This is a genomic window from Spirosoma pollinicola (assembly GCF_002831565.1).
Taxonomy (GTDB): domain Bacteria; phylum Bacteroidota; class Bacteroidia; order Cytophagales; family Spirosomataceae; genus Spirosoma; species Spirosoma pollinicola.
The window spans coordinates 6,124,226-6,148,134 of the sequence record NZ_CP025096.1 but is presented as its reverse complement, the minus strand read 5'-3'; the positions used below and the strand labels follow the sequence as shown (position 1 = coordinate 6,148,134).

Genomic DNA, 23,909 nt, shown 5'->3' with positions numbered 1-23,909 from the left:
TGGAAATTTAGTCATCCGGGCGAGGATTAGCCCATGCAAACCGAAATTGAGGATATAGCCTGTACGACTATACATCACTATTTGTTCAATGAAACCCCGCCCTCCCCGTTCGTACGACTTAGCGTAATTGTGCCGGTAAGGAATGAAGCGCACCATCTGGAAGATACGCTCAACGCGCTCCGGAAGCAACAGGATAACAACGGATTACCAGTAAATCCAGCACTGTACGAAGTGCTGTTACTGGCAAATAACTGTACCGATTACTCGTTTGAGGTTGCCCGAAACTATCAGCTGCAACATCCGGACTTCCCCCTACATATTGCTCAAATTCACTTACCGGCTGCCAAAGCAAACATCGGAACTGTTCGCAGGTTGCTCATGGACGAAGCGCATCGACGCCTGACCAGCCTTGGCCGTTCGGATGGAATTATTGCATCGACTGACGGCGACACAGTGGTCGACGGTCGGTGGGTTAATGCGATCATGCTCGAAATAGCCAATGGGAACGATGCCGTTGGCGGGCGTATCCTGACCCGGCCTGATCGAAGTCAGGTTCGTTTGTATCACCTGCGGGATGTGATGTACCGAAGCCTGGTGGCCAAAGCCGAAGCACTCTTCGACCCGCGCGCTCATGATCCCTGGCCGCGTCACTTTCAACATTTTGGGGCCAGTATTGCCGTTACCTGCCAGATGTATGAACAGGCTGGCCGTTTACCCGAAATCCCATGTCTGGAAGATGAAGCTTTTTACCGGGCGTTGCTGCGAATGGATGCCAAGGTCAGAAAAAGTCCCCATGTAAAAGTCTACACCTCAACCCGAATGCAGGGTCGTGTGGCGGTTGGTTTTTCGGAGCAGCTGCGGTATTGGGCCAACATGAATCAGGCAAATCAATGTCAACTGGCGGAGCCCGCCAAAGCGGTTATCATCCAACTTCAAAATCGACAGAGACTACGGTTATACTGGCCACTGCGCCACCAGTGGCCCGACGAAACCAGGGTTGAACAAATTGCGCGCGACCTGATGGTCGATCCAAACTGGCTTATAAAAGAAGTAGCCCAAAGTCGCTTTTTTGGCGAAGTTTGGGAAAAGGTCGACGAAAAAATGAGAACAGGACAATGGGCAAGTTGCTGGCCAGCCGTGCCCATCACGCTGGCTATTCGGGACTTGCGCAACTACCTCACTACTGCTTTTGGAACAAATCCAACCGGTATTTATCCGTTCGCTGGCCCAGTAAATGAGTAAGTGGTTTGCCTTCACCAGCTATTTCCAGAAACTGCTCATGAACCTGGTCACCCGTCAACGGATAATCAGGAACGAAAGGCGTCCAGTGCACCAGCAACAGATTACCTTTATCGGTGAGATGGTCAAGCATTTGCTGCCGGGCACATTTTAGATCGTCCAGCACCAAGTAATAACCAACTTCCGATAAAAGGATCAAATCAAATTGATCATCCGGAAATTCATTGGGAATACTCAATTGCCTGACGGTCACGTGCGGATAGGCAGCCAGACGTTTTCGGGCTGCCCCAAGGGGCAACTCACTGGCATCGACAGCCAATAGATGATTGCACCGGTTGGCTAACAATTCACTTAATACGCCAATAGAGCAACCAATTTCAAACACATTGCTGTATTTATTCCTTGGCAAAGCGGCCATTGTGGCCTGATATTTATCCCGCTCGTAAGGACTGGTTTCAAAAGACCAGGGGTCGTCGTTGGCGCGATAAACATCATCAAAATACGCGAGAGGCAAGCTGGAATCAGGCATGATTATGTTCGTTAACTAGTTCTTCTAAAAACAACTCTCTGGGTGTGTCAAAGTGCGTGAGCAACTCCGGCGATAAATAAAAAGCCGATGGGTCATCGTCAATCATCCGACTCACCTGCGACCGATGGGCGGCAATTGCCTGATCCCGTTGCTTCATAACCGACTCTATTGGTACGCTCCAAACCAACATCTCATCTTGTTTGGGCATATCCTGCTCCTTACCAAGCTCCCAAAGCCAAATTAAATACTCCAGCAAACGAGGTTTTACCGAGAGCTTGCTGAGCGCAGCATTCACCAGTTGCCAGCACGCCCGATGGTCCCGGTGTGGATCGCGTCGCCAGGGTACAAGTACCGATGTGGGCGAAAGGGTTAGCAACAGGTCATGGATAAAATCGACCAATTTAGCAAAATCAGCCTGCTCTGGTGTGGCCACCTGCGTATCTTTTTGCCGCATAAATATGGCATTTTCGGCGGGTACGCCCAGGCACTTTAGTGCGTCTAATGCTTCGGCTTCCCGTACTTTCCGCAACCGTTCAGCCGGGTAGGCCGGTGAGTTTGGATGCGACATGGTGCCGTCACTCACAAACAGCACATGGATGGAATAGCCTCTTTGTCGTAGCAACGCAATCGTGCCGCCACATCCCAGCGATTCATCGTCAGGGTGCGGGGCAATCACCAGCGCGTTGCCGATCTGGGCTAATTCGGCCACACGCGCCATGTCGTCTAAATAGTGAGCTTTATCAACGCCAGAGGTCATTTGCAGGCTGTTTAGTATCGAGCACATACCGTCCAATATCCAGAATGGTGGCATCGGGAGCGGGTTGTCGTAAGTAAAAGGTTAAATCGCGGTGGATACGCTCAAAAGGCAGCGGGCGCATAAGACCCCGCGCTCCTACAGAACGTTCGGCAAGGGGCATGACCCGCAGACAGATTTCTTCGATGGCCGTTCGGGTCATGTTGGCATACGCAACGATCTTATCCGCTTCGTCTCCACTCGCCTGCCAGGCATCCGTTCTCGAACCAGCGGCATTGAGCCACTGATTTCCCGATTCAATAAGCCAGGCCATTTCGGCCAATCTGGTACGCTGAAACGAATCGTCTGTACGACCCATCGAGGCCAGAAATGCCCGTGTTGCCTCATAAAGAGCTTCTGCCCCACCCAATTGAACGGCGGCAAAACGGATAGCTCCCCCGCTAAAATACGGCTGCCGATAGTAGTCATCAGGTTGTCCTAACAGATCGTTTTCGTCCAGTTCAACACCCGTAAAATCAAGCTTATAACTCACGGAAGCCCGCATGCCCAGCGGTTGCCAGAAACTATCGTCCTGCGGTATCGGCTTCACCCGTTCGGTTGGGATGATACACATTTGCCACCCTTGTTTCTGAGCGCCAAGCAATTGGCCGGTTACCAGTGGCCGATGAATATACCCGGCTCCTGAACAGAACGTTTTCGCTCCTTCCAGCCGATAGCGGCCATGCCCAATTGCGTGAATTTTCACCCCGTCGCCTGCCTGTGTGTTCCAAACACTAAACAATCGTTTATGCTCACCTACATCGGCATGCCAGGCTTCTTTCTGCGTCGGAGTAGCGTATAAATGAATCAGATTCACAGCATTGATATGTCCCTCATAGACTCGCCCAACAGCCAGATTTGCAGCGCCAACCCGTTTCAGCAGGTGTAGTAAAAGGTCTGTCTTAGGAAGTTGATTATCAAGTTGATGGCCCGGAAGGGTAACGTTCAGCAAACCAGCATCAGCCATCCAGCCAAAGGCATCTTCGGGAAATGTTTTATCCGTATCTGTTAGAGAGGCAGCATCAGCAATCTTTTCCAGTAAGCTATTCAGTTGGTCTGATTCCAAATCTACTGCCAACGTTGACGTAGAACCAATTGGGGGCATCGGTAAAAGCGTATCCATACGTAGCTAAGCCGTTGGAAGGCGAATTGTTTTCTGTAGTTATCGTATGAAATAGCCAACTCAGGGTTCATTTCCTGTCAAATAGGAAGCTAACGACTTTATTGATTAAAGAAAGTTGAGAGCATTCCAGCAAGAGGGCCTTTTTTTTCGTACCTTTGCGGGAAATTTGTCCGGCACTCATGGCTTCGTTTAACCCCGTCAAGATTTTTTCTGGTAGTCAATCAACTTATCTGGCAGAAAAAATTGCCCACTATTACGGTAAAGACCTAGGTGGTTATACCTGCCGCCGGTTTAGCGACGGTGAGATGTCGCCCAGTTTTGAGGAATCGGTTCGTGGTTGTGATGTCTTTCTGATTCAGTCGACACCTCCTCCCGGCGACAATCTGCTGGAGTTGTTACTCATGGTCGATGCGGCCCGTCGGGCTTCGGCTCACTATGTAACCGTAGTAATTCCGTATTTCGGCTACGCCCGGCAGGATCGTAAAGATAAACCACGGGTATCCATTGCGGCCAAACTGGTTGCCAATATGCTGGCGGCTTCGGGTGCCGATCGGTTAATGACCATTGACCTTCACGCCGGACAGATTCAGGGTTTTTTCGACTTTCCGGTCGATCACCTGGAAGGTACTTCGGTATTCGTGCCGTATATCCGAAGCCTGAACCTGGAAAATCTGGTGGTAGCCTCGCCGGATGTGGGTGGTGCCAACCGCGCCCGTACGTTTGCCAAGCATTTCAACGCCGATATCGTTCTGTGTGACAAACACCGGAAACGGGCCAATGAAATTGCATCCATGCAGGTTATTGGCGATGTGGAAGGAACCAACGTAGTGCTTGTAGATGATTTGATCGACACAGGTGGTACAATGGCCAAAGCCGCCCAGATTATTATGGATAAAGGGGCACTGTCTGTCCGGGCTGTATGTACGCACCCGATCATGTCGGGCAAGGCTCACGAAAACATTGCCAATTCGGTATTAGAAGAATTAGTCGTTGCAGATACGTTGCCGATGCAGCAGCTAAACGACAAAATCAGAGTGCTGTCGGTGGCTGAGTTATTTGCCAAAGCGATAGGCCGCATTCGGGATCATGAATCTATTAGTTCATTGTTTATAAAGCATTAACAAAGTACCGGACGTCCACGTCCGGATCATTCATCTTTTAGCCGGATGTGGACGTTCGGCACTATTTATCATGAAAAAACTCGAGATTGTAGGGTATCAACGAGCGAATCTCGGCCGCACGGAATCACAGGCGATTCGGGCCGAGGGCAATGTTCCATGCGTGTTATATGGTGGAGACGATCAAGTGCATTTTTATGCACCAGCGATCCTTTTCCGCGATTTGATCTATACGCCCAATATTTTTGAAGTGTTGCTAAACATCGAAGGTACAGAGTACCGGGCCATCCTTCAGGAATCACAATTCCACCCGGTTAGCGACGTGTTACTACACGCTGACTTCCTGTTGATCACCGACAAAAAGCCCATTAAGATTGCCGTTCCTGTTCGGTTGATCGGTACAGCTCCCGGTGTTCAGAAAGGTGGTAAATTAGTAACCCGCGTTCGGAAACTGCGTGTGAAAGGTACGGTCGAAAACATCCCTGACTTTATTGATGTGGATGTATCGGGCCTTGACCTTGGCAAATCTGTTCGTGTTGGCCAGATTACAGTAAAAAACATCGAGATGCTTGAAGAAGCATCGAACCCAGTTGCCAGCATCGAAATTCCACGTGCGTTGCGTGGTACGGTGGGCAAATAATTGGTATTATTTACCAATTATCAAGGCTAATAGATCTAGTAAAAATGCCCACCAGATATCTGGCGGGCATTTTTTTTGTTTTATGACTTTTGTAAATGCCTATTGGCTTGATTGATCGCAGCCAGTAAACGGAAATCAGTTATAACTTCATACCCCGCAGCCGCAAACTATTGCTCACTACAGAAACCGAACTTAAGGCCATAGCAGCTCCAGCAATCATTGGGCTAAGTAGAAAACCGAAGGCAGGAAACAATACCCCGGCAGCGATGGGAATACCGATGAGATTATAAATGAACGCCCAGAACAGGTTCTGATGCACCACACGTACGGTTTGCTTTGATAAGTAAATCGCTTTTGGAACACTGGTAAGATCAGACGTAATCAATGTCATTCGGGCTACATCCATAGCAATATCAGAGCCTTTCCCCATAGCAATACTTACATCGGCCTGAGCCAGCGCCTGCGAATCATTAATTCCATCACCTACCATGGCCACTACCTTACCGGCAGCCTGCAACTGACGCACAAAATCAGCTTTGTCAGTCGGCATCACTTCCGCTTTGTACTGGTTAATGCCTACCTGTTTAGCCACTGCTGCAGCCGTTTGTATATTATCGCCGGTGAGCATGTACACCTCAATCCCCCGACTCAGCAAGGTGGCTATAGCCTGTTTCGAAGTCGCTTTCACAGGGTCGGCAATGGCAATTACGGCCAGGACCTGTCCACTCAGGCCGCCCTCTTTTTGCCGGGCACCTCCATGCCGGGCACCTCCATGCCGGGCAAAGAAGACGACCGTTTTGGCTTGTGCCCGTAATGTTTCGGTTTGTTGAGCCATCCCGGCGGGTAAGTCGACTTGATTTTCTATCAACAACCGCTGATTCCCAATAAAGTAGGTATCGTTTCGATAACTCGCCTTCACACCCCGGCCTGTCAGGCTCTCAAACGCATCAAGCAAAACAGATTCACGGCTGTTCAAAAAGGCTGTTACGGCTTCAGCAAGCGGGTGTTCCGACTGTTTTTCCAACGAATAAAGAATCGGCGGCAAGAACACCTGTTCGTCTGAGTCAACCGTCCAGTGCAGGTCTGTAACAAGCGGTTTACCTTCGGTAATCGTACCCGTTTTGTCCAGTACAACGGCATTGACCGTATGGGCAATTTCCAGGCTTTCGGCGTCTTTGATCAGGATGTTGTTTTCGGCTCCCTTCCCCACGCCCACCATGATGGCGGTGGGTGTAGCCAGACCTAAGGCACATGGGCAGGCAATGACCAATACGGTTACCGATGTTAACAGAGCCGTTGTTAACGGGTCGCTATCAGGAGCTAAATAATGCCCGAAAACCAGCCAGACGACAAAGGTCAATACAGCGATGCCCAATACGACAGGGACAAAAATGCCCGCGATTCGATCGACGATCTGCTGTACGGGTGCCTTGCTCCCCTGGGCATCCTGCACCATACGTATGATTTGCGCCAGAAGTGTATCGGCACCCACCTTTTCGGCATAAAACCGGAAGTTCCCTTTCTGGTTGATCGTACCGGCAAAAACCGGCTCACCAGCTTGCTTCAGCACTGGGACGGGTTCTCCACTTATCATGCTCTCGTCTACATACGACTGACCGGAGGCCACTCGCCCATCGACCGGAATTTTTTCACCCGGCCGAACAACCAGTAAATTGCCGACCTGAACAGACGCAATTGGAATCTCGCGCTCGGTATCACCCTCCACCAGCCAAACCGTTTTTGGTTGTAAGCCAATTAGTTTTTTTATCGCTGATGACGTACTGAGTTTTGCCCGCTCCTCCAGAAGTTTACCCAACAAAATAAACGCAACGACAACCGCTGCGGCCTCAAAATAAACATGCGGATGAACGCCCCGGCTATACCAGAATTCGGGGTAGAGCGTGTTGAATGTACTGAACAAAAACGCAATGCCGGTACTCAGGGCCACCAGTGTATCCATGTTGGCTTTACCATGTTGGGCTTGCTTCCAGGCGTTGACGAAAAATGACCGCCCCAAGCCAAAAACAACCGGAGCCGCCAGAATCATCATGATGTAGTTCCCGTAAGAAAGTGGTCCGACGTTTCGGTCCATGAAGAACATGCCTAACACAACGATAGGTGCCGCCAGAATCAATGCCCAGATCGTGCGTTTTTTAAGATCCTGTGTCTTTTTCTGCTGGGCTTCTTCCTGCACTTGGCGAGCGTCAGGGCCAGACGGTTCGGTCTCTACAATGATGTCGTACCCCATTGACCGAACGGCACTTTGCATCTCGTTCGGAGTTACAACCCTGGGGTCGAACTGCACCCAGGCCGACTGATTGGCATAGTTCACACCCGCATCGCTCACCCCCGGCGTGTGCTTCAGGATCGACTCGACACTAATGGCACAGGCCGCACAGCTCATTTCCAGTACAGGATATGTTTGTCGAATCTCGGCCGGAGAACCACTTTTCGGGGCTTTCCTATCGGACTCGGTGGTGAGTATAGCCATGATTTCTTAGTTTAGCGACTCCGCTTTATAGCCTGCCTTTTCTACGGCCTGTCTGACTTTTTCGGCGGTTGAGTTATCGGCGGTTAACACTCTTTTGGGGTCTTGCAGGTCAACCTGCCAGTTGCCTTCGCCTACGGCCTCGTTCAGAAAGGGAGTTACAGTGGCAATGCAGGCACCACATTTTATATTAGTCTTGAATTTTACGGTTTCCATATTCGTGCTTATTTAATTGGTATTCTTTAACAGGATTAACAGAATTTTTTATCCATTTAAATCCTGTTAATCCTGTCAAAAACTTTTCTTCTACAAAGGTCGTCATTCGGCACGGTCCCGTCATTACACAATTTATGACGGGCGTTATAGAATTGTATCGTTAACTATTTGAGTGTTATCCTCTCGGTAAGGCAGTCGCGTTTTCATACCCGCCCGATGCCAGTAATCCAGCGGGTACTGATAAAACCCCCGTTTGTGGATCAATAAGGCCATTTCGTTCATCTTCAATATTTGTCGCCTGTGTATACACATCGCCTGCTATGGGTCGTTTTCGCATCTCCTGCTTAAAGAGTCGAATGCGTTCGGCGCGGTCTTCGGATTCCTGCGGGCCACCGTAATTGGCAAACCCAAACCCGCCCCACTCACTTACAATCAGAGGAACCTGTCGCCGATAAAAAAATGGATCACCTACCACCAGCGGGAAAGCGGCAACGGTATTCAGATCACCCGCTACCAATCGGTCGAGGAGAGACTGCCAATGCAGTGGATCGGGTGTGTATAAATGAGCTGTCAGCAAATCCGACTTAAGTCGACCCTCGTATGAAATATGTTGCCAGCCATCATTATCAACAACCAGAAACTGCGGATAGGTCAGCTGCATAAAATGGTACATATTCATTATATACTCTCGGGTTTCTGGATTCGTGGCAATATCCTGTGCCCCCCAGTCTTCATTGTAAAGGCTCCAGATCACGACCGATGGGTGCGTACCAATCAGTGCCAGCATCCGAAATAATTCGGCCTGATGATTATGGCGACTTTTTGATGTTGAGCTGTGCGGGCTGGGCACTTCGACCCAAAGCAGGAGTCCTAATTTATCGGCCAGATTATAAATACGCGGGTCAATACCGGCAATATGCACCCGAACCAGATTGCAGCCCAGTTCTTTCATGGCCTGCATATGCCGCTTCATCTCCTCATAAGTGGCCGTACCGGGCTGGTATAAAATACCATCGAGATAAGTGGGCTTGTTATTGAGGTAAACAAATCGGCCGCGCGCTTCAATCTTTCGCAAACCAAACTGAGTTTCAATCTGCGCGATATGTCCATCGCTATCAATAAGCTGTGCAATCAGTCGATACCGAATGGGATTCTCGGGCGACCACGGTTGTGCACCCGGCACTTCAACCGTTACCCGCTGCTGCTTTTGACCCGCCTCCAGCAACAAGGGAAAATCGGAGGTGGCCATTGGTGACGACGTTTCAGCCGCTTTTCGCTCAAATACCTGAAGCCGAAGAATGTAATTACCGGGGTCATGAATACGGGTCGTTACGCTGAAGCGAACCATGTCATCTTCCACCGTGCTGACCACGCCTACTCGCGACCGCAGCCTGTTCCGTTCGACCGTTTCGAGCCAGACCGACCGCACGGCACCTGTATAGGTCTGATACCATATACCTCCTCGTTTATAGACGTGCGATTCCTGTTTGCCACGGGTCGTTTCGGCATCCATTGTATCGGCAATACGCACCGTCAATCGGTTCGTGGGGCGCAGGTATTCATCCGCCAGTTCGTAGGAAAAAGACGTGTATTCTCCATAATGAACAGCCTCGCCTTCAATCGTGCTAAGGGGGTGCCCGTTGAGCCACACCCTCGTTTCATAGCCACAAGCCCCAAACGTTAGTTGAATAGTAGATGAGGAAAGGGATGCGGTTCGCTCAGGCAGATCAAATTCACGCTCATACCAGGCAATCACCTTATCCTGCCAGATTACCGGACTGGCTTGTCCTTTTGCCATTGCCATGTGCGACTCAATCGAGCCTGGCCATTGGGCTTTATCCTCGTATTGATGGCCCAAAAACCATCTTTCGTGCAGCCCCGTATCGTTGGCATCGAGCGCAAACTGCCATTCGCCATCGAGCAGCCAATGTGTATTGGGACGCAGAACGGCCCTGGGTAACGGATTAACGGGTTCTTCGAGACTACTGGATTCTTCTTTACTACCGGCAAAACCAAAATTTGATTGAATTTCAGACATAAGGCTTTAGAAAATTAACAGCTATAAATAACAAGAGTATCTGATAAACTTGTCAAACGTATTAATGGCCTAAAAATTTGTTTTTCGCCCTATTCAGTCCGCTGAAAACGTGCTGATAAACAAAATAGGCCTCTGTGATGATTTAACGCACTTTTAACCGCAGGTTAAGACCAATTTAAGTTCGCACCATCACTTTTGCTGACATAAAATTCGTGCGCCGTAGTCGGTATGAACAAATTCATAAAGAGTATTCTATCCTTCTCGCTGAAGAATAAATTTTTCATTTTTTTCCTGACAGCTCTATCTGTCGTTGCGGGTGTTATCAGCTATCAGAACACCCCAATCGAAGCATTTCCCGACGTTACCAACACCCAGATAACCCTTATCACGCAATGGCCGGGCCGTTCGGCAGAGGAGGTCGAAAAGTTTGTAACGATCCCCATCGAGATTGGCCTGAATTCGGTCCAGAAACGAACAGACATCCGGTCAACATCCCTGTTTGGGCTATCGGTTGTCAAGATTCTATTCGATGATGGAGTCGACGACACCTTTGCCCGCCAGCAGGTAAACAACCTGCTCAATGGGGTCGAGTTACCCGAAGGAATCAAGCCCGACGTTCAGCCGCCGTATGGCCCAACGGGCGAAATTTTCCGGTACACGCTGCAATCGCCAACGCGTACTGCCCGCGAACTCAAAACCATACAGGATTGGGTGATAGACCGCCAGTTGAAGAGTGTACCGGGTGTTGCCGATGTGGTCAGCTTTGGGGGTGAGGTTAAAACCTACGAGATTTCGGTAGATCCTCGCCGACTCATGGATTATAACATTACCCCCTTGCAGCTCTATCAGGCCGTTGCCAATGCGAACGTCAATGTGGGGGGTGATGTAATCGAAAAAAACTCTGAAGCCTACGTTGTACGGGGTATTGGCCTGATCAAAAATCAGCAGGATATTCAGAATATTATTGTCAAGAATATCAAAGGGACGCCCATTACGGTACAAAACGTAGCCCAGGTTTCGGAGTCGGCCTTACCCAAACTCGGGCAGGCAGGTCGCAACAAACAGGACGATGTGGTCGAGTGTATTGTGGTCATGCGTAAAGGTGAAAACCCGAGCGAAGTTATTGAGCGGGTAAAAGACAAGATCAACGAACTGAATACCAGCATTCTTCCCAGCGACGTTGAGATCAACACCTTTTACAACCGGGAAACGCTCATCAATTTTGCCACGCACACCGTTACCCACAACCTGATTGAGGGGATCATCTTCGTCACGGTAATTGTGTTTCTGTTCATGGCCGACTGGCGCACAACTGTAACGGTATCCATTGTTATACCGCTCGCGTTACTGTTTGCCTTTATCTGCCTTAGACTCAAAGGTATGTCGGCCAATTTGCTGTCTATGGGCGCTATTGACTTCGGTATTATTGTCGATGGTGCCGTGGTGATGGTGGAAGGCATTTTCGTTACTCTCGATGAACTGGCTCATCAGCAAGGCATGGCGAAGTTCAATCGGCTGGCTAAAATGGGCATTATTCGCCGAACTGGTACGGAGATGGGCAAGGCGATTTTCTTCTCCAAAGCCATCATCATTACCTGTCTGATCCCTATTTTCTCCTTTCAGAAAGTGGAAGGCAAGATGTTCTCTCCTTTGGCTTGGACGCTTGGTTTTGCCCTGCTCGGCGCGTTGATTTTCACGCTGACGTTAGTGCCGGTGCTGGCGAGTATTTTACTCAAAAAGAACGTTCGCGAGAAACACAACCCGTTCGTTAACGTCGTGACGAAGTTCTCGACCTGGTTATTTAACTTCACATTTACCCACAAACGAATCAGCATTATTCTGACGGGCGTGCTGGTGGTGGTGGGCTTATCGGGTTTTTCGTTGCTGGGTACCGAGTTTCTCCCCGAACTGAACGAAGGGTCTATTTATGTACGGGCCACGATGCCCATGAGCATTTCGTTGCCCGAATCGGTGAAGCAAACCGTGCAGATGCGACATATTTTCGAGCAGTTCCCCGAAGTTAAAGGCGTAATTTCACAAACCGGCCGACCCAATGACGGCACCGACCCAACCGGCTTTTACAACATCGAATTTCTGGTGGATATATACCCACAGGATGACTGGAAAAGCGGGCTTAGCAAAGAGGAGCTGATTGAACAGATGCAATCGAAACTCAGCGTTTTTCCGGGTGTAAATTTTGGTTTCTCACAACCCATCATGGACAACGTGGAAGAGGCCGTATCAGGGGTAAAAGGGTCTATTGCCGTTAAGATTTATGGGCCGGACCAGGGTATTCTGGAAACAAAGGCCAATGAGATCAGAAATCAGTTGGCTACGGTGCAGGGTATCGAAGATCTGGGCGTGATCCGTACTACAGGCCAACCCGAAATGCGGATTGAACTGGATGAGCATAAGCTGGCCTTGTATGGCGTCAACAAAGCAGAAGCCGAAGCGGTTATTGAGATGGCCATTGGTGGTAAAGGGGCCACTCAGATTTATGAGGGCGAGCGTAAATTCGATCTGCGTATTCGCTATGATCGTCCCTTCCGTTCGAGCGAGTTACAAATTAGCCAGTTGATGGTGCCCACCGAAAATGGCAGCATGATACCCATCAAAGAAATTGCCAGCGTCTATACGCAAACCGGTCCGGTATTGATTTTCCGGGAGGCAGGGCAGCGGTACGGAGCTGTTAAGTTTTCTGTACGGGGCCGCGACATGGGTAGCGCCGTTACCGAAGCCCAGCAAAAAGTACAGGCACATGTTAAACTTCCGGCGGGTTATACAGCCAAGTGGGCGGGCGATTTCGAGAACCAGCAGCGGGCAACGGCTCGGTTGGCACAGGTTGTCCCTATTAGTTTGCTGGCTATCTTTTTTATTCTGTTCGTGTTGTTCGGCAATGTAAAAGACGCTGGGCTGGTGCTTTTCAACGTGCCTTTTGCCATCATTGGTGGTATTGCGGCATTACTCATTACACACGTTAACTTCAGCATATCGGCAGGCATTGGCTTCATTGCACTTTTTGGGATTTGCATTCAAAACGGAGTAATTCTAATCTCTGTTTTCAAGAAAAACTTACGCAATGGTGTCCCCTTGAATGATGCCATCCGGGAAGGCGTCATCTCACGTATACGACCGGTTGTTATGACCGCTATGATGGCTGGCATTGGTCTTATTCCGGCAGCGGTGTCGCATGGAATCGGATCTGAAACAGCCAAGCCATTAGCCATCGTTGTTATTGGCGGACTCATCACAGCAACTTTATTAACCCTGTTTGTTTTCCCGCTTATTTTCTACGTCTTTTATAAACACAAATTCAGCGATAATTAAACGGGTAACGCCTACTTTTTGGTACGCTTGATAATTTTAACTGAGTTTTTGCGTTTTTTTAAAAAGATGTTGCAACATTTGCACTGTCTTACACATAAAAACGGCTATACGTTTCGTGTGTAAAAAGAAATTGCTTACTTTTAGCATAACAATCCTTTACAAAGGGAAGGTTGAACATCAAGACTCGGCGGCCGCCTGGTCGTCAGTCTTGAAATGGTGTGGATAGAAGCGGAAAGCCGCCCCGATATTCGGAGCGGCTTTTTTGTATTCTATCACCCTGTATTGACATTAATTTAACTACCTTTTAATACTATTTTCAATCCCTTTTAAGATGCCCGAACGAGTTTTATGGACTCAACCGGGAAGACGTTCGCTTATATAAAATAAGGCACTTTTTGCAGGCTGTGGATATACATTAAATAATAATTTTATTCTGCCGTTTTTAAATCAGCCGATAGCTATGTATGTTGCCGATATGAAGATTCTGGTAGTAGAAGACGAGCCCAAATTGGCCTCTTTCGTTAAGAAGGGGCTGGAGGAGCAGTCGTGTGAAGTAGATGTAGCCTATGATGGGCAGGTTGGGCGCAATATGGCCCTCAATAATCTATATGACGTGATTGTGCTGGATATCAATCTACCAAAAATGAACGGCTTTGATGTCGTCCAGTCCATTCGACAGGAAAAAAACCGTACGCCCGTTCTAATGTTGACGGCTATGGGGTCGGTAGATGATAAACTGACCGGCTTTGAAGCCGGAGCGGATGACTATTTAGTGAAACCTTTCGAGTTTCGGGAATTAATGGCTCGTTTACGAGCGCTGACAAAACGAAGCAGCGACGCCGGTATGCAGGCAAATGTTTTGAAAGTTGCCGATTTGGAGTTGGATCTAAATGAAAAAATTGCCCGTCGTGGTGACAAACGAATTGAGCTTACGGCAAAAGAATTCGGTTTGCTTGATTACTTAATGCGTAATCGGGGGCGGGTCGTGTCGCGAGTCGATATTGCCGAAAAAGTTTGGGATATTCATTTCGATACAGGTACCAACGTAATTGATGTTTATGTCAATTTCCTTAGAAAGAAAATTGACAAAGATTTCCCTACCAAATTAATTCATACGGTGATTGGAATGGGGTACATGCTGAAAGAAGAATAGGTACTTTTATCAGGAGTTAGTGATTAGAATGGCTGATGTATACTATATAGTTTGCGTCAGCCATTCTCGTTACCAGCGCCTATTTTTTTTAAACAATGAATATCCGCACTCGTCTAACATTATTATTTGTGCTGCTGGTCGCTTCGATTGTGCTGCTTTTTACTGTTTCGGTTTATTATTTATATGACCAGTTCAGAGAGCAGGAATTTCGCCAACGGCTCCAGGAAAAAGCTGTTACTACTGTTCGTCTTCGTGAAGATGTAGGAGAAATCCCCAGAGATGATTTGCCCGTTATGACTAGTGAGCAGGTCACTATTTATAATGGACAGGGCGTGGTTTTATACAACCAGGATAGTAAGCAGCCTCGCTTTCCGATAACGACAGCCTTTCTTCGTAAAGTTACACAAACCCGGCAGCCGCAATATATTCGCCTTGGCGACCTCGAAGCGATAGCCGTCATCCACCTGAATATTAGAAAGGAGCCCGTCATTATTGTTGCATCCGGCAATGATCGGTATGGACTGTCGAAGCTTGACAGGCTTCGTGAAATTCTGTTTTCGGGTTGGTTACTAAGCCTTGTCATTGTAGGGATAGCAGGCTATTTATTTGCTACAGATGCGCTTAGGCCCGTTGCCGAATTGATTACACAGGTAAACGCCATTTCGGCCACCAATATCCATGAGCGATTACGGGTTGGCCGCCAGCGCGATGAACTGGCCGACCTGGCCCGCACCTTCAACGACCTTCTGATCCGGCTCGAAGAGGCATTCGTGTTACAAAAAAGCTTTGTGTCGCACGCGTCGCACGAATTGCGCACTCCGCTAACGGTAATGATGGGTCAGATCGAGGTGACCCGTTTACAGGCGCGTACTGCCGAGGAGTATGAGGTCGCATTTGATGCGCTGCTCGACGAAGTTAAAAGTATGATTCGGCTGGTGAACGGTCTGCTTGAATTAGCCCGCGCCAATTCTGACGTTGTAACGCTTAACTATCAACCTGTTCGTATAGATGAACTATTGTGGCTGGCTCAAAGTCACATTGTTATTAAAAAACCTAATTATCAGATAGATATCGACTTCGACAATTTGCCTGTTCATGAAGAGGAATTGGTGATTGTGGGCGAGGAATCCCTACTGCAGACTGCTTTTCAGAACCTGATGGAAAATGGCTGTAAATATTCACCGGATGAACGTATGTCGGTACGGATTTTATTTGAGCGTGGGCAGTTAAAGCTTACCTTCAGCGATCAGGGGTACGGCATTCCACCCCATGACCTCCCGCACATTTTCGAGCCTTTTTATCGCTCAGACTCTACCATGACTATTAACGGGCACGGCATTGGTCTAGCTCTGACGCGACGCATTATTGAGTTACATCAGGGTCAAATTCAGGTAGAGTCCGAAGTTGGCAAAGGGACTACTTTTCGTATCACTCTTCCCACAACGTATACCCCGCCGTCTAATTCGAAGTCCTCGCAAAAAACTGGCGAGAATGTTATTGCAGACTAGGGGGTTTGACGTGTTTTACCACCCCCAACCCCCTCCTAAAACAGGAGGGGGCTTTATAACGGGGTACTCTTGTGCATAGCCCGAACCCGCTCCTTATATATGAGGAATCAGGAAAGAAATACCCTTCGGCATAGCCCACTCCTATTTTAGGAGGGGGTTGGGGGTGGTAGACCTACATAAACTCAACCGTGGCAACCCGCGCCATATCGTCCCAGAACGAAGGGTATGACTTGGCCACTACCCCGGGTTCGTCGATAATGATTTCGTGCCTCATGGCTACGGGTGCAAACGCCATGGCCATGCGGTGATCGTCATACGTATCGATGGTTGCCGGGGCGGATGGCGTTATCGCTAACTGGTGAACTTCATACAAATGATTTGGCTCGATCTCTACCAACTCGGCGCCAATCTTTTGCAATTCGGCCTGCAAAGCGGCTACACGATCGGTTTCCTTAATTTTTAAACTTTCGATACCCGTTAGCCGTAAAACTACTCCTTTAACGGCTGCACAAACGGCTACCGTCTGGGCCAGATCAGGGCAATCGGTGAAGTCCCAGGCAAGCGTTTCGGCAGTCGGACATTTGGTCAATTGAACACCCGACTCGGTAAACGTGCTCTCCACACCCAACGACCGCATGATATCGACAATGGCACTGTCGCCCTGTAATGATTTGGCCTTGAGTCCCAACAAGTTAATTTCGGCAGTTTGGTCTGTAGCTAAAGCCGCTACACTATACCAGTAACTCGCCCCCGACCAGTCGGACTCGATAGCGTAGGGTTTTGGCGTGTAAGCCTCAGGCGCTACGGTAATGGTTTTAGCTTCCCAATCGGCCTGAACCTCGGCACCAAAATAGCGCATTTGTTCGAGCGTCATGTCAATGTACGGCTGCGAGCCAATAGCTCCCGTCAACTCCAGCGTTAACCCGCTTGGCAACAAAGGAGCAATCATAACCAGCGCCGAAATGTATTGACTACTCACATCACCACGAATACTGAGTCGATTCGTAGATTCTGTTGCAGGAGCGAAACCGTTTATTTGCAAGGGTGGATAACCCGCTTGTTTCAGGTAGGTGATATCAGCACCCAGCACTCGTAAGGCATCGACCAGAATACCAATGGGTCGTTCGCACATACGGGGCGTGCCTGTCATTGTTTTTTTCTGACCTGTAATGCTAAAGTAGGCCGTCAGGAAACGCATCGTCGTTCCCGCATCCAACACATCGGCAATGTTGTCAGTTGATTTTAACAGCCGAATCATCGTCTGTGTATCACGGGCGGTCGAGAGGTTTTGCAAGTCGCAGCGAAAGCCGGTGAGGGCGTCGATGATTAACGCACGATTACTTTCACTTTTCGACGAAGCCAACGGAATCGTGGCCTGGACTGAATGCGTTAATGCAGAAGGGGGGATTAAACGAACGGCGTTCAAGAGATAAACAGGTTGGTACTGAAACGAAATAGTTCGCAAAAAAACGAAAAATCGACTACATTCCGGCCATTATTTAGATTACCAAAGCGAATTCAGGACTAACTAGTATGACTTATACGTTCATAAACGCTCATTTATTTACCGGAACCGATTGGTTACCCGGCGCATCTGTTCGAATTGCTAACGGCCGTATCCATGAAATCAACCAGGCGAGTACATCCCCTGCCGATGATAAGAGTGAGACGATCATTGATCTCAACGGTGATTATCTTATTCCGGGGCTTATCGATTTACAACTGTATGGTGGCTCAACTTTATTTTTAAACGATCAGCCAGTTCCCGAAACAGTTCGGCACATTTATGACTCCCACGCCCGAAACGGCACCACTACCCTACTCCCAACCATCCATTCAACCTCGCTCGACATTATGCAGCAGTCGATGGCGGCTGTTCAGGTTGTCCGGGCCGAAAACCCGTTTGGGGTGCCGGGTATTCATATCGAAGGACCGTATTTCAATCCCATAAAACGGGGAGCGCACAGCATGGCCTACGTTCGCCCCCCAGCCGAAGGCGAGTTGGAAACCCTGTTTAGTACCAATTCCGATGTTATTCGAATTCTGACGCTGGCTCCCGAAATCCTGACTCCCGAACAACTCAGCACACTTAAAAAACTCAAACACACCAGTACGCTCTTATCGCTCGGCCATAGCAACGCGACCTACAAACAGGCCACAATGGCGTTCGATGATGGATTTCCGCTGGCAACTCACCTGTATAACGCCATGCGTGGGTTCGAGAGCCGGGAACCGGGCGTGGTGGGTGCCGTATTTGACCATCCGAACGTTCGGGCCAGTATCATTGCCGATAGTTACCACTGCAATCCAACAACCATTCGCATTGCCTATCGACTACTGGGCGAGCGTTTGTTTCTGATTTCAGATGCCCTCTTTGCCAATCCACCACGGCCTACCTTCGAATTGGGCCAATTTATCGTGCATTTTGAGCCAGATCTAGGGGGTTCCGGACTGGAGGGTCCCGGACTGGAGGGTCCGGGTCGATACGTTAACAACGAGGGCAACCTGGCGGGATCGGCCATTACGCTGATCGACTGCGTTAAAATTGCGGTCGAGCAGGCAGGTATACCCCTCACCAATGCGCTCCGAATGGCTTCGGTTATTCCGGCCGAAATCATTGGTATGGGCGATCAGTTGGGCAGGATTCAGCCAGATTACGTAGCGAATCTGGTCCGGCTCGATAAAGGCATGAATGTGAAAGGCGTCTGGGCATCGGGTAACCAGTTGGCATAAAGCCCTGACACCTAACGTGCATCGCTGGCAATTGCCTGCGCATAATTCTGATTGAGTATTTCCAGGAATCTACCCGTCACCCAACTAATATCCGAATCCCGGATAAACACGAATCGCTTGGGAATGGATGTATTCGCGTAGGCCCGGAAGACAGACTCGATCAGTAAAGCGCCGGCGATCAATTGTTTTTCGTTGAACTGATTCTGGACGTTGTTCAGGTCAGCTTCTGCTTTTTTTCGTACTGCCGGTTCATTAATTTCCGACAAGTCAGGGTGAATCAAGGCCTGATAGTCTGTCAACGCTAAGCGCGCAAACCGCTCAGCATCAGCCAATGTCAGGGAAACGGCGGTCGTTCCGGCTCGTTCCGGGTGCAGGTACGACGCCATTGCCCAGGCGATTCCACCACCCAACGCAACGGTTTTTCGTTGATGGAGACCAGGGCTGGCCGTATTAAACTCAACGTTAACCGCCGAATCGGCAATCATTTTGATTGATCGTTTGGCGGCTTCTTTATATGCATCTATTGACAACGACTTATTATTGTCGATCAAACTGGCCAGCGTTTTGGTGCCAAATGGCAGACTAACAGAATGAAACCGACGGCCACTGTCATAATAGCCTCCTTTGGTATTGCCGCTTCCTATATCGATGCACGAGGCTGACGTCCATAGCCTTTGTGGAATTGAGCCAATCATAAACAGTTCTGCTTCGCGGGCTGCCGTAAGAGTGGAGTCGATTACCAGACTGTCACTTCCGGGCATGCCGTTGGTGATGAGCGACGAAAACAGTTCATAAAGTTTCTTTTTTTTGGCAGGTGTTTTTCCTAATGCCTCATTAACACCACTGCTAAACGCCACATAAATATGGTCGGCGGCTACCTTATAGCGTCGAATCGAGTCCAGATAGGCTTTCATGACCTCTTGTCCAGCCTGAAATGACTGCGCCGTTCCTGATACAAGTGTCACATTAGGGGCATTAGGCTTTACTTTCACATCCTTACTATAAAATCCATTTTCGTACCGGGTTCGAAAAATAGCCAGCTTGACTCCCGATGCGCCAACATCAATTCCTGCATACAATTCTTTACCGGATACTTCCCCAATTAACTGGCGCATGGCCGCTTCGCTGGCACCATAATTCAGTTGCTTATAAAGCTTATGCGCTTTGTAGAAATAAGTTAATGCCGTTTGGCTATTCTCCTGATCATTATACGCGTAGCCCAGGTTTTCATACGCTACTGCTTCCATATATGGGTCTTTAGACTGCACGCCGGGAAGGGCTCTCAACAATAGATCAATTGCCTGCTGTGGCCGGTCGACCATGCGTAACGTATTTCCCAATTTAATAAAATGCTGGGCTTCAAGAGCAGTACGAGCGCTTTGTGCCTGAGCGGCTGGATAACGGATAAAATTAAGTAGCAAAAGAGGATAAAAAAGGTACTTCATATAACTGTAATGTTTTGCAGGAGAGAGGATTAGCCTAAAAAAATGGGCGGACCGATATTAATAGATTAATATGGATTACACGATATGGATACATAAATAGTTAGCAAAAGGTCCATTTGAGAAAACGGATAAAAGACCAGCCTAAATTCACAGATACTAAACACGAACATACTGTAAATCAGGCACTAAGAACTTTTCAAAAAAATCCCAAAAAATAGGTCAAATTGTATTATATATTTCATTTATCTAATAATAACGCATTATATTCTTTAATTTTGTTTTAATACAAAATTATAATTTGCATATTTGACCAAGTACAGCAAAAGTAATGACTCTCACTTCGTGCGCACGAACAATTCATTAGAGAGTCACCTGTTCAGGAAGCGTGTAATCAGTTAACCGGTCATGTCCGAACTGATTACAGCAAGCGTTTAAGCATATATTTTAGTAACCCACAGAGATCGAAAAATCGACCTATGGTATTTCATTGCCCAAATTATGTTGATTCATGCTCACTGCACTTTACCTAAACCAGTCCGGCTTCCTCTCTAATCCGATAGTGAATTGTTTAACTAAATTTTCATACTAACCATGAAAAGAAAATTACAAAAGCATACCATCGCACCTGTCATAGTCACCCTATTTATTATGGTGGCTATGTACTCAAACACCGCTTTAGCCCAAAGCAAGCGGATTACAGGTAAAGTAGTCTCCAGCGTTAACTCCGAAATAGTTCAGGGGGTCAATGTATTAGTGAAGGGTAACAGCCGTAAAGGTGCCATTACGGATGGAGAGGGTAAATTTTCCCTGGAAGCAACACCAAATGACGTACTAGTTTTCAGCTTCATCGGCTTTAAATCAAAAGAAATTAAAGTAGGCAATGAGACCACATTCAACATCTCAATGGATGAAGATGCTACGCAATTGACAGAATTGATTGTAACAGGCTCACGCAATACCGGACGGACCATTCTGGAAACACCGGTTCCTGTCGACGTTATTTCCATTAAGGACATAATGGGCGAACTACCGCAGCTTGATCTGGCTCAGATGCTTGCTTTTGTGGCCCCAAGTTTCAACGCCGTTCGGTCGCAGGGCGGTGATTTGAACTCCCACGTCGATCCGGTTCAGCTACGGAACATGGCTCCCAACCAGATTCTGGTTCTGGTAAACGGGAAACGGCGGCATACATCTGCGCTGCTCATTACCGAGACAGCGGTAGGTAGTCCGTCGACGACGGTCGATCTGATGACGATTCCGGTTTCGGCAATCGACCGGGTCGAAATCCTGCGCGATGGGGCGGCTGCTCAGTATGGTTCCGACGCCGTTGCGGGTGTGGTTAACATCATTCTCAAAAAAGGCACCAACAAATTAACGGCCAACCTGACCGGTGGCGGGTATGCCAATACGGGTGGCCAGGCCGGAGCTCTGACAAAATCAGGCAAACCTGACGGCTTTAACTACCAGTTCGACGCCAACTATGGTTTCAAAATTGGCGACAAAGGGTATTTTAATATGTCTGGTCAAATTACGCAACGGCGTCCAACCTTACGTCCGTTTGTCAATGACTGGGGATTTTTCGACAAAACTTACCTCAATAATTTAAGAACCGACAAAGCCGGTAATCCGGTAATTACCAATCCAGAACTGATTAATGCACAGGCTTCCGGGAATACGTCGCAGATTTCCGCCCTAACGACAGAGACTGGGTTGATGAGCGCTCGTGGCCTTACAAAAGCCGACTTCGCCGTGTATGCCGGTATGCCCGCCATCACGCTTGGCAGCACGTTTTACAACGCAGGGTATGAAATAAACCCCACCACAACCATCTACAGTTTTGGTGGTGCTTCCTACAAATATCTGGAAGGTTTCTCATGCTACTTCCGGCGGCCCGCCCAGACCGACCGTTTCAATTACCTGCTCTATCCAAACGGCTTCCGCCCTCAGATGACATCCAACACCTCTGACGTGTCGAACACCATTGGCCTTAAAAGCAAGATCGGCGAGTTTAGTGTTGACTTCAGCAACACATTCGGCCGTAACACGATGCGACTTGGTATGGTTAACACGATCAATGCTTCTTTAGGCTCCAATTCGCCGGTGAACATGAATCTTGGAACCCACCAGTTCTCTCAGAACTCGACTAACCTTGATATGTCCCGGTATTTTAAAGGGGTGATGAATGGGTTGAATATCGCCTTTGGCGCAGAAATGCGCATTGAGAATTACAAAATAATGAAAGGACAGGAAGAAAGTTACGCCTACGGCACAGCAGGTATCGTCTCCGTCGGAAAAGACGGACTTCTGGTAGGTCCAAACGGAAAGCCACTGGAAGATGCCGCCAGCATTCCCATTGTTGATGCTAACGGAAACCCATTAGCCGTAGAAGCTGGCCAGCAGGTAACGGTTAAGTCGCTATCCTCCAATTGCCAGTGTTTCGCAGGTTTTGGTCCTAAAAACGAGCGGAATGAATTCAGAACGACAATGGCCGCTTACCTGGATGCCGAACTGGAACTGACCCGGAAATTCCTGATAGCCGGTGCCTTCCGACTGGAAAACTACTCTGATTTTGGTGGCGTAACGATTGGCAAACTAGCCGCCCGGTACTCTATAACAAAAACACTCTCGTTACGCGGATCGATCGCTACGGGATTCCGTGCGCCTTCATTACAGGAGTTGAACTACACGCACACGGCTACCGCTTTTGTTCCCGATGCAAACGGCATTCCACAGCCACTTGATGTAACAACTTACCCAACCAACAGCACAGCCGCTCGGGTACTGGGTATCAAAGGGCTGAAACAGGAGCAGTCGCGCACCTACGGTATTGGCCTTACCTATCAGCCAGCACCAGGGTTTGAGGTAACACTGGATGCCTACCAGATTGACGTTGACAACCGGATTTTCCGGACCAGCTACTTCAACGCTGCGGAAGTTGGTAACAATTATGGTGAGGTAATTGGCGAAGGTGAAGCCCAATTTTTTGTGAACGGAGCCGATGTGCGCTCGAAAGGTCTTGAGGCCGTTGGTAACTATACGCTCAACCTTCAGAAAGGAAAAAGCTTTACGTTCACACTGGCCGCTATTTTGAGCAAGAACACCGTGCTCAATCGCAAAGTCCTTGACCTGAATGTAGCTAATCTTACGTCAGAGCAGATCGTTGGCAAATACCTCAGCCGTGACATTATCGGTCAGTTTGAAACCGGTACACCAAGAACAAAACTGATCGGTTCGGTTTCGTATCGTGTCAACAAGTTCAACGCCATGCTGAGAGGCACCTATTTTGGTTCTGTAACCGAGCGGTCTGTATCCTCTGATAACGATGGTAACTTCTACGATCAGACCTTCTCTGGTCAGGCGGTTTTTGACCTAAGCTTTGGCTATGACCTGAGTCGGAACGTGAAAGTGTCGATTGGCGGCAGTAATATCCTCGATAAGTACCCACAAATTCTCCGTTCAGAAAACCAGGGTTTTTATCTGTACTCCAACAATCAGCAAGGGTCCAATGGTGCTTATTACTATGCCCGTGTGATGTTCAACTTCTAATTGGTATTCCAGC

The 23,909-nt window shown here is 48.5% G+C and carries 16 protein-coding genes; 8 read left to right on the top strand and 8 right to left on the bottom strand.

Annotation, left to right across the window (positions count from 1 at the left end):
- Positions 1-33 precede the first annotated feature (33 nt).
- Entirely contained in the window at positions 34-1,242 is a 1,209-nt protein-coding gene (locus tag CWM47_RS25750) for a glycosyltransferase (RefSeq protein ID WP_100991272.1), read from the top strand.
- On the opposite strand, the gene CWM47_RS25745 is transcribed toward CWM47_RS25750, so the two are convergent.
- From CWM47_RS25745 to CWM47_RS25735, 3 genes are read right to left on the bottom strand one after another with little or no spacing between them, the layout of a single operon-like run.
- Positions 1,181-1,768 (bottom strand): class I SAM-dependent DNA methyltransferase, encoded by a 588-nt coding sequence (locus CWM47_RS25745; protein WP_100991270.1) that lies wholly within the window; start codon positions 1,766-1,768, stop codon positions 1,181-1,183. The genes CWM47_RS25750 and CWM47_RS25745 overlap by 62 nt on opposite strands.
- The gene (locus CWM47_RS25740; RefSeq protein ID WP_100991268.1) at positions 1,761-2,525 is read right to left on the bottom strand and encodes a PIG-L deacetylase family protein; all 765 of its coding nucleotides are present in this window, start codon (positions 2,523-2,525) and stop codon (positions 1,761-1,763) included. Before CWM47_RS25740 ends, CWM47_RS25745 begins: the two co-directional genes overlap by 8 nt.
- Positions 2,509-3,684 carry an acyl-CoA dehydrogenase family protein gene (locus CWM47_RS25735; RefSeq protein WP_100991266.1) on the bottom strand — a complete coding sequence of 392 codons (1,176 nt, stop codon included), beginning with the start codon at positions 3,682-3,684 and terminating at the stop codon, positions 2,509-2,511. Before CWM47_RS25735 ends, CWM47_RS25740 begins: the two co-directional genes overlap by 17 nt.
- Positions 3,685-3,863: 179 nt before the next feature.
- Here CWM47_RS25735 and CWM47_RS25730 point away from each other — a divergent pair, with 179 nt between their 5' ends.
- Positions 3,864-4,805: a ribose-phosphate pyrophosphokinase gene (locus CWM47_RS25730; RefSeq protein WP_100991264.1), complete on the top strand. Its 942-nt coding sequence runs from the start codon at positions 3,864-3,866 to the stop codon at positions 4,803-4,805.
- Positions 4,806-4,875: 70 nt separating this feature from the next.
- The gene (locus CWM47_RS25725; protein WP_100991262.1) at positions 4,876-5,442 is read left to right on the top strand and encodes a 50S ribosomal protein L25/general stress protein Ctc; all 567 of its coding nucleotides are present in this window, start codon (positions 4,876-4,878) and stop codon (positions 5,440-5,442) included.
- A gap of 139 nt (positions 5,443-5,581) precedes the next feature.
- On the opposite strand, the gene CWM47_RS25720 is transcribed toward CWM47_RS25725, so the two are convergent.
- The 3 genes from CWM47_RS25720 to CWM47_RS25710 all read right to left on the bottom strand — a co-directional run bounded on the left by CWM47_RS25720 (position 5,582) and on the right by CWM47_RS25710 (position 10,184).
- Complete coding sequence (locus CWM47_RS25720) at positions 5,582-7,933, bottom strand: heavy metal translocating P-type ATPase (protein WP_100991260.1); 2,352 nt, start codon at positions 7,931-7,933, stop codon at positions 5,582-5,584.
- Positions 7,934-7,939: 6 nt separating this feature from the next.
- The gene (locus tag CWM47_RS25715; protein WP_100991258.1) at positions 7,940-8,146 is read right to left on the bottom strand and encodes a heavy-metal-associated domain-containing protein; all 207 of its coding nucleotides are present in this window, start codon (positions 8,144-8,146) and stop codon (positions 7,940-7,942) included.
- A gap of 175 nt (positions 8,147-8,321) precedes the next feature.
- Entirely contained in the window at positions 8,322-10,184 is a 1,863-nt protein-coding gene (locus CWM47_RS25710) for a glycoside hydrolase family 2 protein (RefSeq protein ID WP_100991256.1), read from the bottom strand.
- A gap of 228 nt (positions 10,185-10,412) precedes the next feature.
- Here CWM47_RS25710 and CWM47_RS25705 point away from each other — a divergent pair, with 228 nt between their 5' ends.
- From CWM47_RS25705 to CWM47_RS25695, 3 genes are all read left to right on the top strand, one after another.
- Entirely contained in the window at positions 10,413-13,511 is a 3,099-nt protein-coding gene (locus CWM47_RS25705) for an efflux RND transporter permease subunit (RefSeq protein ID WP_100991254.1), read from the top strand.
- Between the two features lie 475 nt (positions 13,512-13,986).
- A complete protein-coding gene (locus tag CWM47_RS25700; protein WP_179945465.1) occupies positions 13,987-14,664 on the top strand; it encodes a response regulator in 678 nt (225 codons plus the stop codon).
- Positions 14,665-14,759: 95 nt separating this feature from the next.
- Positions 14,760-16,172: a sensor histidine kinase gene (locus CWM47_RS25695; RefSeq protein ID WP_100991252.1), complete on the top strand. Its 1,413-nt coding sequence runs from the start codon at positions 14,760-14,762 to the stop codon at positions 16,170-16,172.
- Between the two features lie 172 nt (positions 16,173-16,344).
- Here CWM47_RS25695 and CWM47_RS25690 read toward each other — a convergent pair whose 3' ends face one another.
- On the bottom strand, positions 16,345-17,598 hold the full coding sequence (locus CWM47_RS25690) for a 3-phosphoshikimate 1-carboxyvinyltransferase (RefSeq protein ID WP_100991250.1): 1,254 nt from the start codon (positions 17,596-17,598) through the stop codon (positions 16,345-16,347).
- 107 nt (positions 17,599-17,705) lie between these two features.
- Between CWM47_RS25690 and nagA the strand changes: the two genes are divergently transcribed.
- Positions 17,706-18,905 carry an N-acetylglucosamine-6-phosphate deacetylase gene (gene nagA, locus CWM47_RS25685; protein WP_100991248.1) on the top strand — a complete coding sequence of 400 codons (1,200 nt, stop codon included), beginning with the start codon at positions 17,706-17,708 and terminating at the stop codon, positions 18,903-18,905.
- A gap of 11 nt (positions 18,906-18,916) precedes the next feature.
- Here the strand turns inward: nagA and CWM47_RS25680 are convergent, their stop codons facing one another.
- On the bottom strand, positions 18,917-20,350 hold the full coding sequence (locus CWM47_RS25680; protein WP_100991246.1) for a tetratricopeptide repeat protein: 1,434 nt from the start codon (positions 20,348-20,350) through the stop codon (positions 18,917-18,919).
- Between the two features lie 591 nt (positions 20,351-20,941).
- On the opposite strand from CWM47_RS25680, the gene CWM47_RS25675 reads away from it, so the two are divergent.
- A complete protein-coding gene (locus tag CWM47_RS25675; protein ID WP_240625475.1) occupies positions 20,942-23,896 on the top strand; it encodes a TonB-dependent receptor in 2,955 nt (984 codons plus the stop codon).
- Positions 23,897-23,909: the final 13 nt, after the last annotated feature.